The 16,066-nt window shown below is 35.6% G+C and carries 11 protein-coding genes; 8 read left to right on the top strand and 3 right to left on the bottom strand.

What is annotated here, in order from left to right:
* The first annotated feature begins 74 nt into the window (after positions 1-74).
* The 8 genes from FLA105534_RS06420 (at position 75) to FLA105534_RS06455 (ending at position 12,540) form a co-directional block, all read left to right on the top strand.
* Positions 75-725 (top strand): response regulator transcription factor, encoded by a 651-nt coding sequence (locus tag FLA105534_RS06420; protein ID WP_173965208.1) that lies wholly within the window; start codon positions 75-77, stop codon positions 723-725.
* Between the two features lie 473 nt (positions 726-1,198).
* Positions 1,199-2,713, top strand: coding sequence for a PAS domain-containing sensor histidine kinase (locus FLA105534_RS06425; RefSeq protein ID WP_173965209.1), 1,515 nt, complete (start codon positions 1,199-1,201; stop codon positions 2,711-2,713).
* Between the two features lie 60 nt (positions 2,714-2,773).
* Positions 2,774-3,127, top strand: a complete 354-nt coding sequence (locus FLA105534_RS06430; protein WP_173965210.1) for a YegP family protein — start codon at positions 2,774-2,776, stop codon at positions 3,125-3,127.
* Positions 3,128-3,839: 712 nt separating this feature from the next.
* Positions 3,840-6,716, top strand: a complete 2,877-nt coding sequence (locus FLA105534_RS06435; protein WP_173965211.1) for a TonB-dependent receptor — start codon at positions 3,840-3,842, stop codon at positions 6,714-6,716.
* Positions 6,717-6,863: 147 nt separating this feature from the next.
* Positions 6,864-8,147, top strand: a complete 1,284-nt coding sequence (locus FLA105534_RS06440) for a DUF5690 family protein (protein WP_173965212.1) — start codon at positions 6,864-6,866, stop codon at positions 8,145-8,147.
* A 116-nt stretch (positions 8,148-8,263) separates the two neighbouring features.
* Positions 8,264-9,421, top strand: coding sequence for a TIGR03364 family FAD-dependent oxidoreductase (locus FLA105534_RS06445; protein ID WP_173965213.1), 1,158 nt, complete (start codon positions 8,264-8,266; stop codon positions 9,419-9,421).
* A 193-nt stretch (positions 9,422-9,614) separates the two neighbouring features.
* Positions 9,615-10,304, top strand: coding sequence for a phosphonatase-like hydrolase (locus tag FLA105534_RS06450; RefSeq protein WP_173965214.1), 690 nt, complete (start codon positions 9,615-9,617; stop codon positions 10,302-10,304).
* A gap of 553 nt (positions 10,305-10,857) precedes the next feature.
* On the top strand, positions 10,858-12,540 hold the full coding sequence (locus FLA105534_RS06455) for a DUF4983 domain-containing protein (protein ID WP_173965215.1): 1,683 nt from the start codon (positions 10,858-10,860) through the stop codon (positions 12,538-12,540).
* 278 nt (positions 12,541-12,818) lie between these two features.
* Here the strand turns inward: FLA105534_RS06455 and FLA105534_RS06460 are convergent, their stop codons facing one another.
* From FLA105534_RS06460 to FLA105534_RS06470, 3 genes are all read right to left on the bottom strand, one after another.
* Positions 12,819-13,403 carry a helix-turn-helix domain-containing protein gene (locus FLA105534_RS06460; RefSeq protein WP_173965216.1) on the bottom strand — a complete coding sequence of 195 codons (585 nt, stop codon included), beginning with the start codon at positions 13,401-13,403 and terminating at the stop codon, positions 12,819-12,821.
* Positions 13,404-13,725: 322 nt separating this feature from the next.
* Positions 13,726-14,286 carry a tetratricopeptide repeat protein gene (locus tag FLA105534_RS06465; RefSeq protein WP_173965217.1) on the bottom strand — a complete coding sequence of 187 codons (561 nt, stop codon included), beginning with the start codon at positions 14,284-14,286 and terminating at the stop codon, positions 13,726-13,728.
* A 191-nt stretch (positions 14,287-14,477) separates the two neighbouring features.
* A complete protein-coding gene (locus tag FLA105534_RS06470) occupies positions 14,478-15,581 on the bottom strand; it encodes a PepSY-associated TM helix domain-containing protein (protein WP_173965218.1) in 1,104 nt (367 codons plus the stop codon).
* Positions 15,582-16,066: the final 485 nt, after the last annotated feature.

Below are 16,066 nucleotides of genomic sequence, written 5' to 3' on the forward strand. Positions count from 1 at the left end.
AATAAGACCAAATTAATTATGTTAAAGTGGTAATTAGTTACAGAAAAGCGCTGAAATAACCCTAAATTAGGTAAATGAAAATGAAATCACCATCCAACAACTATAGCTTTCTAGTGGCCGATGACCATAGTGTGGTTCGACAAGGCGTTTCTTTAATGATAAAAGAATTATTTTCAAATGCTTTGATTCACAAAGCAGGAAATTTTAAGGATACACTTAATCTTTTAAAAGAAGAATATATAGATTTACTGATATTAGATGTGAACTTTCCAGACGGAAACAGTATCAATATTATAGCAGAAATAAAAGCAATCCAGCCGGAAGTTAAAATATTAATTTTTTCTGCTTATGATGAGAACATCTATGCTATGCGGTATTTAAACGCAGGAGCTTCAGGGTATCTGAATAAAGAAACTTCTGAGGAAGAAATGAAAAATGCGATCAGTTCAATGATCTCATCCGGGAAGTATATTACGCAGAATGTTAAAGACAGGATTCTGGATTCTTATATATCAAAAAAGCCGACAAACCCATTGGATGTATTGTCCAACAGAGAAATCGAAGTGGCACAGCTTTTAATTAAAGGTTATGGCAATCTGGAAATAATTGAACATTTAAACATCAAAAAAACAACGGTAAGTACTTATAAAAACAGGATTTTTGAAAAATTGGAAATCGATAATCTCGCCGATTTGATCAAGTTTTTTCAGCTGTATTCTGATTAACGAATTTACACGGCAAAAACGAATAACAGATCAGAAACAATTTATTGCCTACATATTTAAAAACAGGAACTTTTGGGTTCCTGTTTTTTTTTGTAAAAAGCTTTTGTTTTTTGATGTATTTTCTGTAGAAATAATTCTACAACAGGACGTTCGATGTTCTATAAAGTATTGATTTTATTGAATGTATTTTTGTTGTGTCAGGAAGACGCAGTTGCTGGAAGTTTATAAAAAGGATGGATTTGTAGTAGAATGGGTTATTTTTTTTCAGCATCTAGCTTCCTGTATTAAAAGATTTTTTTTTGTTGTTACGGACGGCTCTTTTGTTTGTGTTTTTGGGTTTATACAAGTCAGGTCATTTTTTTTTTTTTGGATATGGCCGTCTGATCAACAAATATTACTTTTTAAGTCTACAACAAATTTAGAGTTAGAGAAAACTACAGTTAACAGAAAGAGAATGTAAAAAAAGCAAGACTATGGAATTCGACTTTTACAATACAAAGAAAAAAGCAAATGTAAGTATTTTTAAATCTAAAGCATTTGATGAGATTCAGGACGCTCTTTTCGTGTTTACGATTTCGGCAGATAACGATTATGAGATGCCATTTATAAATGATGCAACTTATGAGATGTTTGAAGTTTTATCAAGTAAGATGTTTACCAGTACAGTACTTTCCATTTACAACCGAATTCATACGGAAGATAAAAAACTAGTGAAGGACTCTTTATTTGATGCTATCAAAAAAAGAAGAAAATGGAGTGTTGTGTTCAGAGCAGAATTGCCTTTGAACGGATTAAGCTGGTTTAAGGTTACCTCAAAAAGACAGGTTAATAAAGACGGAAGTGTAGAATTTTATGGTCGGATAACAGATATTACCGAGTTAAAAGAACAGGAGTTGAAACTTAAAAGGACAGAAGAGCGTTTTAAGTTTATGCTGGAGAGTTCAAATGCAGGTATTTGGGATTGGGATTTAGTGGCCAATAGAGTTTACTATTCGCCACAATCTTTGAAGGTATTAGAATTGAAAGCTTCAGATATTTCAAATACTCGTGACGGCTGGAATAAAATAGTACATCCGGATGATTTTGAAGGATACTTAAGCGTACTGCAGAATCATTTGGATAACAAAACTTCTTCTTACGAAAATTTTCAGCGTGTGCTGACTTCAAAAAAAGAATATAAATGGGTTCTTAGTAAGGGAATGGTGGTAGAACGTGATGCTGCCGGTAAAGCTCTAAAAGTAATAGGAACGCACAGTGATGTTTCTTTTCAAAAAGAAAAAGAGTTAGAGCTAGAGAGAGAAATGGAAGTGTATAAAGAGGAAAATAATAGATTATTGAATTTTTCGCATATCGTATCACATAACCTAAACTCGCACGCAGGTAATTTTAAAGTTCTTCTGGACTTGATCGATTCAGAGGAAGGTTTTGATGAAAAAATCGAAACCATAAAATACCTGCGTGCGGTTTCCGGAGATCTTAGTAAAACCATTGAAGATTTGTCCCAAATAGTAAATATTCAAAACAATTCCGAAATTAATATCGAATCTCTCAATGTAAACAACTACCTCAATAGAGTACTTAATATTGTTAATGCTTATAATGACAGAAGTAATATGACGGTAATCAATAATGTTTCTCCCGAAGCAGTTGTTTGTTTTAATCCTGCATATCTTGAAAGTGTATTGCAAAACCTGAGTACGAATGCTATAAAGTATGCAGATCCTAAAAGACCCCTGGTCGTTGAATTTAATTTTTTTATCGAAAACGGAAAAAAAGTACTGACGGTAAAAGACAATGGTTTAGGGATTGATCTGGAGAAACACGGAGATTTAATTTTCGGAATGTATAAAACATTTCATAAGCACGAGAATGCAAACGGTTTGGGCTTGTACATTACAAAGAACCAGATTGAGTCTATGAAGGGTAAGATTACGGTTGAAAGCCAGGTGGGAGAAGGAACCACATTTAAAATCTTTTTTAAGGACTAAAGATGCTGCGCTTAGCATTATGAATAGAAGTATCAGCGTACATAAATAATTAATTTAAGAATGGAAAAATTTATAGTTAACAAAAGAGCTAATGGAGAATTTCAATTTGATTTTGTGAATAAAAATGGCGAAATTATTTTGAGCAGTGGAGCATATACCCGAAAATTTATGTGCATGAAAGGAATAGAATCAGTAAAAGCTAATTCACAGGATAACACAAAATTCTTCCGAAAAACAAATTCAAAAGATGAAAGATACTTTAATCTTAAAGCTTTTAACGGAAAGATTATCGGAACAAGTAAAATGTTTAAAGATAGAGATTCCCGTGATGCGGAAATCTTGGAGTTTAGAAAATACGCGCCGGATGCTAAAGTAGAAGATCATTCTAATGCTATATTGGAAAGCGTTGCATAGTGAAAGAATTAAATCAAAACTGTGAATGCAGATCGGTTATATTTTAATAAAACAATAAACTTTGCCGTTTCCGGATTGTAATAACGGAGCCGTTTTTAGATAATTTAATTGGTATTTACACACCTAAGACCGCCGTTTGCGGTCTTTTTTGTTTGTAGTAAATTCACCAGCTCTGAAAGAGCTTTGGCAATTAGAATAGTGCGAAGCACTATGAATAAGGATGATAATTGTTTAAGCCCTGTAAGAGCGAAAGCCAAACTCCCACAAAAAAAGTGATCCTATGTGCTGGAATGTCTTTTATTTATAATAAGGCTCCAGAAAATTGAAGCGCTGATATTGTTGGTAAACGGAAGAATTTTTATCAATACATAACTTTTATATTGATCAATTATTTGTAAAAAATCAAACTACTATTTTACAAATAGTAAAAAAATGACTTTTCAAAAAAATTAATCTTAATCAGGACTTAACTTAAGCCTGGTGAAGTGTTTTTTATGATACTTCCCTTAGATTGCTTCACCTAAAGGCCTAAATACAATAATAGTGTACCAATAATCAAAACATTATAGTACATTTTTTTTACAAATACTTAACAAATCAGGCTGCTGAATTTTCTTTTCTTTAACAATTAGATAATTTTCAATTATTTACTATTTATAAAAATCATTGTTTATTTGCTTGTATAAATTTAATATTTGTAAACAAATTAACCATGAAAACAATTTACAAGGCAATTTTAATTTTTTCGGTTGCACTTTTTACTCAAAACATGACCGCCCAAAAGGCAAGTATTAGCGGAACAATTACCGACGCACAATCCCCACTTCCGGGAGCGACCATTGTATTGTCTAATAATCAAAAAGCTACGACCGATTTTAGTGGTTATTTTACAATTCAGGATGTGGGATCGGGCAGTTTTGAATTGGAGATCTCCTATATAGGATATGAAGTAAAGAATATAAAAATTGATATTAAAGACAATCAACAGTTAAAGTTAGGAATCATTCAACTGCAAACGAATTCCAAAGAATTGAATGAAGTTGTCGTGAGTGGAATGACTCAAAGAAATAGTGAAGCCAGAGCGCTGAACATGCAAAAAAAATCGATGAGTATTGTAAACGTAATTGCAGCCGACGGGATAGGAAAACTTCCGGATCGTAATGCTGCCGAAACCGTACAGCGTATGCCCGGAGTTTCTATAGAACGTGATCAGGGTGAAGGACGTTTTGTGTCGGTGAGAGGATTACCTCCTTTTTGGTCGTCGACTACTATTAATGGAAATCGAATTCCAACCGCCGAAGAAGAAACAACTTCGAGAGCCACAGCATTTGATTTTTTTCCTTCAGATCTTATTGCGTATGTTGAAGCTACCAAAGCACTTACACCGGATATGGACGGTGATGCGATTGGCGGAAGCGTAAATTTTACTACACAAACCGCTCCAACCAAACGAACTATTAAAGCCAGTGTTTTTAGTGGATACAACCAAAAATCAGATAAAGGAATTTATAGTGGATCGCTTACCATTGGCGACAAAAGCAAAAACGGAAAGTTCGGATATATTATCAATGGTACATACTGGGACAGAAACTGGGCAACCGATAATTATGAGGCGAGAAGACAAGGAGATCAGGGAGTTTACAGATTAGAACTGAGAGACTATACCGGAATTAGAAAAACCTCGGGTTTAAATGGTGCATTGGAATTCAATCCATCATCGAGAGATAAAATTTTCCTAAAGGCTACTTATGGCGGACTTACGGATGAAGAAACACATTACAAACATCGTATTAGATTTGATAAATTCAATGGGGCAACAAATGCGCTGACTGTTGAGCAACAAGACATCCATAACCAGTTAATGACACAGTTTATAGGTATTGATTTGGGAGGGAAACATCAATTGGCAAATGGAAATTTAGATTGGAGCGTGGCATCTTACCGAAACAGATTCAAGTACGGAAACATTCCAAATGCAGAAGACAATAGTTACTTTTTAATTCAGTTCAATCAAACCGGAGTAGGTGTTAAGCCGGAGTATTTAAATACAGTGCCGCTTGCCAATGGTGGGGCCGGAGGTCCAAGAGCTTACTGGGCTGCAGATGGAGGAAAGCTGGACCCGAACAATCCAAAATCTATATTTGATTTTTATTCAGATCCAAATTTTAAAACAGATCCGACAAAAATGAAGTTTTCTACTTTAGAACTTTACAAAATCAACATCGTTGAAAGAGACAATATTATTGCGGCTGTAAACTACGAGCACAATTTTAATGAAAATCTTAAAATGAAGTTCGGTGCAAAATTAACTGACAAAGACCGTATTGCTACTTTCAGAGACGAATACTACAACTGGACAGGATCGCCAACGCCTTATTTGTCTAACTATGCTCCTGATTTAATCAACCAGCCTGGTGGTACAAATTATATGAGAAAAGAAACTGGTACTTTGATCGGAAACAGCTTTGGTCCGGTTTTATCTCCGGACGGAATGACAAGATTATTCAATACCTCGAAAGCAAATTTGGTTTTAAACCCTGCAGATTCTCAAATTCCTGAATTAGGAAAAGGATTGGGAAGAAACTTTAATGTAGGCGAAACGACCTCTTCTGTTTATGCCATGTCAACCTATAATGTATCCGATAAATGGACCATTTTAGGAGGATTGAGAGTAACCAATACTATAACACAGGTAACCGGTAAAACTGTAGAGAATAATGTGGTAGTCGATGCCGAAAATACGAAAACCTATACATCGGTACTTCCAATGGTACATGTAAAATATACTCCGATTGAGAATTTAAACCTTCGTTTTGCTACTACAAGAACATTTGCAAGACCCAATTTTGGAGACATTTCACCAACAGGTTCACTGAACACGATTGATGGGGAGTATGCAGGAGGAAACCCAAATTTAAATCCAACCTATTCCTGGAACTTCGATTTGCTAGGAGAATACTTCCTGGATGAGGTGGGAATTATCAATGCCGGTGTATTTTACAAGTCGATTACGGATCCAATTTTTGATGACACTTACCAGGGAACGATCAACGGAATTCCTAATATAGAAATCAGTTCGCCTGCTAATGGTGGAAATGCATGGATAGGCGGAGTTGAATTTGGAATTACCAAGAGATTCAGCTTCTTGCCAGGCTTCCTTAAGTATTTTGGAACTCAGATCAATGCAACACTTATGAACTCTGAAATGACTTTGGGGCAGAATGCTAATAATCCTAACGGAAGAAAAGTGTCTACTCCTTATCAGGCCAAAGAACTTTACAACCTGCAATTGTTCTATGAGAGTGGTAAATTGAATGTGAGAGCAGCCTTTAATCACAAAGGAGCTTATGCTACAAGTTTTGATGCCAATGCTAAAAATACAGACATGAATGATATTTATTACGGTAAATACAACTCACTTGATTTTTCTGCTTCGTATAAAATTGGAGATCATTTTACCATTTTCAGTGATGTAAATAATGTATTGAATGAACCTTTAATGTATCATTTTGGAGAAACACCAAATCGTCCAAAACAGGTGGAATATTACGGGATGAAGTTTAATCTAGGTTTAAAATATAATTTATAGACAACTATAAGTTAACCCGTTGGATGCTGGTAGGTTTTATTTTTACAGTTTATTTTTTTTTAATCTACTGCAAGCAACGGGTTTTTAAAAACAATAGTAAACGCTTCTTATTTACAAGACAATTATCACGCTAAATTTCAAGAACTAATGTCTAAAAAAGCATCTAATTTCAGGTTCATACTCAAAACATCTATAGCGGCATTTGGTACCTATTTTTGTATGTATGCTTTTAGAAAACCTTTCACGGTAGCCACATTCGATCAGCTTTCTTTTTGGGGAATAGATTACAAAATTCTCTTGATTCTGGCACAGGTTTTAGGATATACTTTTTCTAAGTTTTTAGGAATCAAGATTATATCTGAATTGAAATCGGCCAGGAGAATTTTATACCTAATCAGTTTTATTGTTATTTCCGAACTGGCTTTACTGGGCTTTGCTTTGGTACCGGCACCCTATAACATCTTGTTTTTATTTATTAACGGATTACCTCTCGGAATGATTTGGGGAATTGTTTTCTCTTATATCGAAGGCCGGAAAACAACGGAATTATTAGGGGTGATTTTATGTTCGAGTTTTATCGTTTCTTCCGGAGCTGCAAAATCTGTGGGAATCTTTGTCTTGAAGGTTTTGGGACGCAATGAGTTTTGGATGCCTTTTGTTTCGGGGTTAATTTTTATTGTTCCGTTAATTGCATTTTCATTGTTTTTGGAAAAAATCCCAAATCCGGATAGCGAGGATTTGGCCCTGCGTTCTAAGCGTAAACCATTGGCTAAAAAAGAACGCGCTTTGTTGTTCCGACAATTTGCTTTTCCGCTAACAATACTTATTGTCTTTTATGCTATGCTAACGGCCATGCGTGAGTTCAGAGATAATTTTGCGCGAGAATTATGGGATTGCTTGGGATACAAAGAGAGTATTTCAATTTATATGTACTCAGAAATTCCCATTGCCATATCAGTTTTGGTTATTTTAGGGATTTTAGGAAGCATGAAAAACAATTATAAAGCTTTCCGCAATTATCATTTGGTATTGTTTGTAGGTTCAGTACTTATAGGAATCACAACTTTCCTGTTTCAAAAACATCTGATGTCAGCACTTCCGTGGATGATCATTTCAGGATTTGGAATGTACGTTTGCTACATTCCGTTTAACGGTTTATTTTTTGACCGAATGATAGCCACTTATAAAATAAATGGAAATACTGGATTTTTAATTTACATAGCCGATGCCTTTGGTTATTTAGGGAGTGTTTTGGTATTGTTTTTCAAAAATTTTGGAGACCGAAAAATTTCTTTATTGAACTTTTTTACCACTTGTATTTACCTGCTCTCTTTCGTAGGGATCATCACCACCATAATGTCCTTTAATTATTTTAAAAGGAAGTTTAGAAAAACTGTCGAAATTCCCACGGCTATGAGTTATGAGATGTAAGATGTAAGATGTAAAATGTAGGATGTAAAATGTAGGTGAAACCTGAAACCTGAAACCTGAAACCTGAAACAACAAACCATAAACAAATAAACAGTAACACAAATAAAAACACAAACATGAAAGAGAAGTATGATTTAATAATTGTTGGATCCGGAGTTTTAGGAACATTTCACGCCTATCACGCCCTGAGAAAAGGATTATCGGTCGCCATTCTGGAAAAAAACAGCAAACCGGAAGGCGCAACCGTTAGAAATTTTGGACAGGTTGTACCGTCCGGGATGGATCGAAAGTGGCAAAATTTCGGAAAAGAAAGTTTAAATATCTATAAAGACATTCAATCGCAGTTTGATATTAATTTGCGTCAAAACGGAACTATTTATGTAGCGTCAAACGAAGAAGAAATGCAGTTGATAGAAGAGTTACATCAAATTAATATTTCGAACGATTATGAATCTAATTTGCTGACAAAAGAACAATGTCTGACCAAATACAATGGATTACGAGCTGATTATTGTACTGGAGGATTATTTTTCCCGCAAGAAGTAACCGTTGAACCTTCTACAATGATTCATAAATTGCACCAGTTCATGACAACCAGTCTGGGGCTAGATTTATTTATGAATACTACCGTAGTACAAACGGAAGATAGAAATGATGAGGTTGTAGCCATAACCGCAACCGGCCTAGAATACAAAGCGTCAAAAATTATCATTTGCAACGGAAGTGATTTCAAAATTTTATATCCTGAGATTTACAATAACAGCGATCTGATTGTTTCTAAACTACAGATGCTGCAAACCAAACCTCAGAAAAATTATAAACTAGACGGTTCTATCTTAACCGGATTGACGATCAGAAGATACGAATCTTTTGAAGAATGCAAATCGTATCAGGCCATTAAAGAAAAGGAAAATCCGGATAGTTTCGAGAAAAAATATGGCATTCACATCTTGTTCAAGCAAGCCCTTGACGGCTCAGTGATTCTTGGAGATTCTCATGAATATGCTCCCGCAAAAGAAATTGACTCTTTAGGTTTTGACCTGAATATGGATATCGACCATTTTATGATTGAAGAAGCCAAAAAGATAATCGATCTTCCAACGTATGAAATCCAAAACAGATGGTTTGGGATGTATTCGCAATGTAAAACAAAGGATATCTTTGAATATACTGTTGATCAAAACATTCACATCATAACCGGAATAGGAGGTAAAGGAATGACCGGCAGCGCAGGATTTGCCAAACATAATATTGATACTATCTTTAATACTTAGGGATTGTGAGGTTTGAGTTATGAGGTTTGAGTTATGAGTTATGAGTTATGAGTTATCAGGGAAATTATTAATCATAGTTTATAATCTACATTTATAGTGCTTTCTAGAGCAATAAATAATAAACAATAGATTTTAGACCATCAACCATTAACCACCAACCAAAAACTATAATTTTTTTTAAAAAATACACAAAATGAAAATTAATGAACTTGAAATGGTTGTTTTTGACATGGCCGGAACAACAATAAATGAGCAAAATATAGTTTACAAAACATTACATAAATCGATTAATCACTTCGGTATTGATGTTTCTCTTGAACTGGTATTGTCTTTAGGAGCAGGAAAAGAAAAGCATCAGGCTATCAAGGATATTTTAATACACTTGAACATAACAGATATGAACAAGTCGGCTTTAATATTTGACTACTTTAAAGAAACATTGGACAAAGAATACCTTTCGGCTCAGGTTTTACCCATAGAAGGTGTCGAAAAGGTTTTGAAAAACCTTAAAAATGACGGTATAAAAGTAGTCTTAAACACAGGATACAGCAGTCATGTTGCCAATACTTTATTAGAAAAGCTAAACTGGAAAGAAGGAAATCAATACGATGCCCTGATCACAGCCGATGATGTAGTGCTGGGACGTCCTTTTCCGGATATGATACATAAAGCCATGCAATTGTTTGCCATTGAAGACGCTTCTAAAGTACTAAAAGCAGGTGATTCGGCTATAGATATAGAAGAAGGAAAAAATGCTAAATGTGGTTTGACCGTAGGAGTTTTGTCAGGCGCACAAACCAGACAGCAGCTCGAAGAAGCCCAACCGGATTACATATTAGATTCTCTGGCATCGCTTTATGGGGTTATTGGGGCGAAGTGTTAGGTGTGAGGAGTGAAGAGTGAAATAAAAAGGAGTAGAGATTATAGAACAAAGAGTAAAGAGTAAAGAGTAAAGAATAAAGAGTAAAGAATAAAGATTTTAGAGGAAAGATTAAAAAGCTGCTAACCCGAACGATAGCGAACAGGCGAAGCAATCTGCGAGAGGAGATATACACATCGCTCTGCGGTTTATTTTGAGCAAAGCGTCTTTTGCAAGCATTTCGAGCTATGTTTCTATGTGTTAAAAAAGAGTTGAGAGATTATAGAATAAAGAGTAAAGAGTAAAGAATAAAGAATAAAGAATAAAGAGTAAAGAGTAAAGAGTAAAGATTTTAGAGGAAAGATTAAAAAGCTGCTAACCCGAACGATAGCGAACAGGCGAAGCAATCTGCGAGAGAAAAAACACACATCATTTATTTAGAATAAAAATATCTTTTGTCTGTATTTTGAGTACCTACACTATACATTAAACAATTCGCTAATTAGTTAAAACAATATCCCTGCAGGAAAAGTTTCAAACAAGTAAATAAATAGTAACCATAAAACAATTCAACCCAATGAAAAAGATTTTTAGATTAAGTTACATTACAATTCTTGCAAGTGTGCTTTTAGTCACATCCTGTACCAATGATTCCGCATTTAAGGATAACGAACAGGCCGTAAATGATAAAACAAACGCTAAAACAGGTAAATCTGCTTTAAGCAGTGGAACCAGAAAATTACTGATTATTGGAATTGACGGCTGTCGCGGGGATGCTTTAATGGGAGCCAATACACCTAATGTTCATGCTTTATTGCCCAATGCTGTCTATAGCCTCGATGCTTTGACCGAAGCACCTACATGGAGTGGAAACGGCTGGTCGACGATGCTTACCGGAGTTACCCATTTGAAACATGGCGTAACGGATAATTCATTTTCGAGTCCGAATTTTGCAGCTTATCCGAATTTTTTAAAACGATTTGAGACTTATAATGCGGCTTTAAAAACCATGTCAATCGTGCATTGGGCACCGATCAATACCTACATTGTGGACGGAATTGATGTAGAGAAAACACTCACGACTGATGTGGCTGTTAAAAATGAGGTGGTTGCTGCACTTACAAACGACAACCCGGACGCTTTGTTTCTGCATTTTGATGATGTCGATCACGCCGGACACAGCTATGGATTTTCACTTAATGTGACGCAATACAAAGCTTCAATTGAAACAACAGACGGTTATATAGGAGAAATTTTAGCAGCTTTAAAAAACAGACCCAACTATGCCAATGAAGACTGGCTGGTTGTAGTTGCACCGGATCATGGTGGTATCGTTACAGGTTCCAGCGGATCTCATGGCGGGACATCCTACGAAGAGCGAAATATTTTTACCATTTTCAACAACAAAAATTTCACTTCGACTAAGATCGAAAAGCCGGTAGATCCAACCACAACGATTACCGGTAAATTTGTCAATTTTAATTCAAATAGTGTTTATGCTTCAACAGCCAATGCGCTTTACAATTTCGGAACTTCAAGTTTTACAGTTGAATGCCGAGTAAAAACATCAGGTTACAGCAGTGATCCGTCATTGGTTTCGAATAAAAACTGGGTGAGTGGTAAAAACCGTGGATTTGTAATTTGTGCTAATACCGGAGGAACATGGAAGGTAAATATTGGGGATACTCAAAGTCGTGTGGATATTTCCGGTGGGACAATCAATGATGGGAAATGGCATCATTTGACACTTGTGGTGGACCGCACAGCCAAATTGGTTAAAACGTATCAGGATGGTGCTTTTGTAGGCCAGGCAGCTATTGGCGCCAGTTTTGGAAGTTTGACTTCAGGTTTGCCTTTCGCTATCGGACAGGACGGAACCCTGACGTATGGTGCAAATGTAAACGGAAATATTGCTGAGGTTCGCGTATGGAACAAAGCCTTAACTGAAGCTTCCATTTTCAATTATACCTGTTCATCGGTTACCGCTTCTCATCCGGATTATTCAAATCTTATCGGATATTGGAAAGGAGATAACGGATCAGGAAACAGTTTCACCGATTCAAGCAGCCAGCAAGTGGGGCTTACTTTTCCAAACACACCTAGTTGGACTACCAGTACTGCTACTTTAAAATGCGGCACTGCGACGGGAGTAGTTCCAAAAATGGTCGATATCGCCTATTCTTCTCTGCAATGGTTTGGTGTACCTATCAATAGTGGATGGTCATTAGACGGCCGTTCTTGGCTTCCGGCAGGGAACTAAAAAATTTGTGTTTTTTGTTTTTTAAAGGGTTATCTTCATTTTGAAGGTAGCCTTTTTGATTTGATTCTGGCTTGGAGTTTAACCGCAAAGAACGCTAAGATGTTACGCAAGGTTCGTAAAGTTTTGTGTCATTTCGACCGAAGGGAGAAATCGCACTCGCTAATCGACAAAGATTGGCGACATTCTTTGCGGAGTTTCTAATGCGATTTCTCCCTTCGGTCGAAATGACATAAAATGAGAAAAAATTTTGCGATCCTTCCGGTTAAAAACGGTTAAATCTAACTATTACTCTCAGAATAAAAATAAAGCACCAGCATCACGCAGTTTTCTGTCGTTCTGTTTTGAGGTACGTGTGGATGTCTTCCGTTAAAGCATAAGGAATCACCTTCATTGACAACTACTTCTGCATCGTCAATAATATAAGTTACACTTCCTTTGATGATGTATTTGAACTCCCAAGCATCTGTGATTACTTTTTCGCGTTTGCAGTTAGGCTCCACGTCAAGGATTACGGCTTCAAAACCAATAGAATTGATGCTTTTGCTGAAAATATGATAGTAGTTAAAACCGGTAGTTTCAGCTCGGTCCTCTTTTTCTATTTTTTGATAATCGTCTTTTTTAATATGAATGTACTTCGCATTCTTGGTATTTTCAACGCCTTCGAAAAAATAACTCACATCCGTATTTAAGGATTGGATCAGTTCAATCAAAACGGGCAGGGAAGGAATTGTTCTTCCGTTTTCAATTCTGGAAATCAAACCGTTGCTAACTCCGGCTCTGTTGGCTACTTCGTGTATGGTTAATGCATTTTTCTTCCTGATCTCTTTTAATCTCTTTCCAATACCAATTAAAAAATCTTCCATAATAAAACTTCAGTTTAATATGGTAAATATAACACAATTAGCGGGTGAGTTGCAAAAGAAGGGAAGTCTTAGTGTGAACTTTTGTATTTTTATAGTTAGGATCATGGCACACGGATGATACGGATTCGTTTCACGAAAACGCGGATGAAAACGGATTTTTAGATGAATAAAATACGCTATCATGATAAAGTAATCCTATCCCAGATAAAACAAAAAAAAAAACCTTGCAGATCCGAGTCTTCGCCTGGCGAATCCGCTTCATCTGTGTACTTTTTTTAGTACCACTTTAAAACAAAAAAAGTTTTCAGAAATAGGAAAGAAATCAATTCACCGCGGTATTTCTACCCTTTGCTTTTTTAATGAGATTTAGAGAATCTCTGATCAGCGATTTTATTTCTAACGATGGAGCTTTTCGTCCTTCGTATCTGCTTTGTACCGGACCTTCTATATCCATTTTAGCCGCCTGTAAATCGGTTTCGAATGCTCTGAGCACTTGATTTTCGATAGTTGAATGTTTTTTGTAGTAATAGATTGCATTGTGCAAATCCTCTATATGGCCTGTAAAATCTAAGATTGCTCTTTTGGATACTGCCCGATTGTAGTAAATAGAAAATTCTAAAGGATCAGTTTCAATGGCTTTGTCAAAATCTTCAATGGCATTATAATGATAATCGAGTTTTTGAAGACAATTTCCCCTCAAAGCATAAACTCCCTGATCAAATCCTGAATTGATCGCATTGTTTAAATGCAACAGTGCATCCTGGAACTGGTTCGACAAAAAGAATTGCCTTCCTTTTTCCAGATGAGCCGGCCCTTCATTAGAATGGGATTTTGAAAGTCTTTCAGTAAACTTTTTTATTGTTAAAGTGTTGAACCATTTCATGCTTTTTGGATTTTAGCCGACAGATTAAACAAAGAATAAAAAGATTTAGTAGAATAGGGGGGGACTAAAATTAATTAATTTTTTGATACATAACAACTTACGATAGTTCTTATTTTGCAAAATGCTTCAAAAATATCTCGAAAGCCTAAAAAAATGGTTGTTCTTTAGAGAAATATAATAGCATACAAAACCTACTTTTTCTTCCTGCCCAGCCAAATCAACAAACCTGTAATAGGTAATGTTGCAGCAAAAAGGCAGACCAGAAAAGCAATTATTTTAGTCGTCAAACCATAGATACTGCCAGTGTGAATTGGATACATCAAACGTCTCAGTTTATCTCCTTTGGAATAGGCTGCGAAGTGTCTGTTCTCAATATTTTTCGCAGTATACTTATCAAAATAAGCAGAACTGGATTGGTGCGGAATGATTCTTTCCACATCTTCTTTCAGGACCGTAATACTGTTGATGGTATCCACAGGCATTCTGATTTGAATATTTCCATCATAAGGAAAAATACTGTCCGTAGTATTGTAAATGCTTTGGTAAAAAGCCGTGTTATTGAGTTTAGGATCTATTTTGGTTGGATTTTCTACTTTTAAAGAAGTTTTCTTTGTCGTCCCTTCGGTCACCAGGTAAAGGCCACTTTGAAACCAGTCAAAGGCAAATGTCAGACCGGTTAGTGAAATAATAAGTAAAACTAAAAAACTGTAAAAGCCAAAAGTAGAATGAAAATCCCAGTTGATCCTTTTGAAAGAACCGCTCCATTTTACAGAAAGACGCTGCTTTAAATGTTTCATTTTTTTGGGCCACCACAAAACGATACCCGAGATCAGCATAAAAACAAAGATAAGACAGGAAGATCCCATGATAAGTTGCCCCGCATCTCCCATTAACAATTGCCTGTGCAGTGAAAGTACCACCACAAAAAACCTGCTTTCCTGAGGCGTTGTTGCTAGTACTTTTCCAGAATACGGATCAACAGAAAAAAATTGTGCTTTTTTATCTGAATCTTTTCCCAGAATTTGTATCGTACGTGAAGGATCATTAAAAGTAGAAATTCGGCTAATCTTTTTGATGCCGTATTCTTTCTGAAGGACATCTGTGCAGTAATCGATCGTTTTTTTGGTTTTCCCTATAGAAGAAACGTGGTAATACTGTGGATTTACCACTTGGTCAATCTCTTTTTCAAAAACTAAAATACTCCCTGTTAATGCAGCAATAAAAACGATTAAACCTGAGCCAAGTCCCAGCCATAAATGTAATTGTCCGATAGTTTTCTTTATTCCTTTCTTCATTAATAGTCTTATTTTGGTTTATGGCATTGTAGTTTATACCCTAATAGGGTCAGTTTTTCGCTGGAGATAAATTCTTTCCAACCGAAAATCCGTCGCAAATTTATACTTATTTAGACTAAATCTTTCTAGTTTTAAGTAAAAAATAAAGGTGAATATCTTAAAAATGCTTTAGAATTACACTTCGCAGACAAGTGAATAATGCTTTTTGCAGTGAAAACTTACAGCTTGGCTTTATGTGAAAAGTGAAAAGTGAGATGTTGACTGTGAAACGTTATATTTTCAGCTGGAAAATAGATGTTTCTATATGCTTAAAGGATTGTTACAGATAGAAAGACTAAAAAATCTGCTTAATCTGTGGGAAAAGAAAAAGGACGGAGTTAAAAATATTTGCGACTAATGAATTGGTTTAAAATAGATTTATTTTCTGACAATAACAAGAAGATTAGTGAAAATTCTATAGAATAAATCGAAATAGTACTTGTTAA

Source organism: Flavobacterium collinsii, assembly GCF_902804485.1.
Classification (GTDB): Bacteria; Bacteroidota; Bacteroidia; order Flavobacteriales; family Flavobacteriaceae; genus Flavobacterium; species Flavobacterium collinsii.

Bases quoted from the DNA above. Each gene is read 5' to 3' on its own strand.
- FLA105534_RS06420 (WP_173965208.1), top strand. From the start codon at position 75: ATGAAAATGAAATCACCATCCAACAACTATAGCTTTCTAGTGGCCGAT.
- FLA105534_RS06425 (WP_173965209.1), top strand. From the start codon at position 1,199: ATGGAATTCGACTTTTACAATACAAAGAAAAAAGCAAATGTAAGTATT.
- FLA105534_RS06430 (WP_173965210.1), top strand. From the start codon at position 2,774: ATGGAAAAATTTATAGTTAACAAAAGAGCTAATGGAGAATTTCAATTT.
- FLA105534_RS06435 (WP_173965211.1), top strand. From the start codon at position 3,840: ATGAAAACAATTTACAAGGCAATTTTAATTTTTTCGGTTGCACTTTTT.
- FLA105534_RS06440 (WP_173965212.1), top strand. From the start codon at position 6,864: ATGTCTAAAAAAGCATCTAATTTCAGGTTCATACTCAAAACATCTATA.
- FLA105534_RS06445 (WP_173965213.1), top strand. From the start codon at position 8,264: ATGAAAGAGAAGTATGATTTAATAATTGTTGGATCCGGAGTTTTAGGA.
- FLA105534_RS06450 (WP_173965214.1), top strand. From the start codon at position 9,615: ATGAAAATTAATGAACTTGAAATGGTTGTTTTTGACATGGCCGGAACA.
- FLA105534_RS06455 (WP_173965215.1), top strand. From the start codon at position 10,858: ATGAAAAAGATTTTTAGATTAAGTTACATTACAATTCTTGCAAGTGTG.
- FLA105534_RS06460 (WP_173965216.1), bottom strand. From the start codon at position 13,403: ATGGAAGATTTTTTAATTGGTATTGGAAAGAGATTAAAAGAGATCAGG.
- FLA105534_RS06465 (WP_173965217.1), bottom strand. From the start codon at position 14,286: ATGAAATGGTTCAACACTTTAACAATAAAAAAGTTTACTGAAAGACTT.
- FLA105534_RS06470 (WP_173965218.1), bottom strand. From the start codon at position 15,581: ATGAAGAAAGGAATAAAGAAAACTATCGGACAATTACATTTATGGCTG.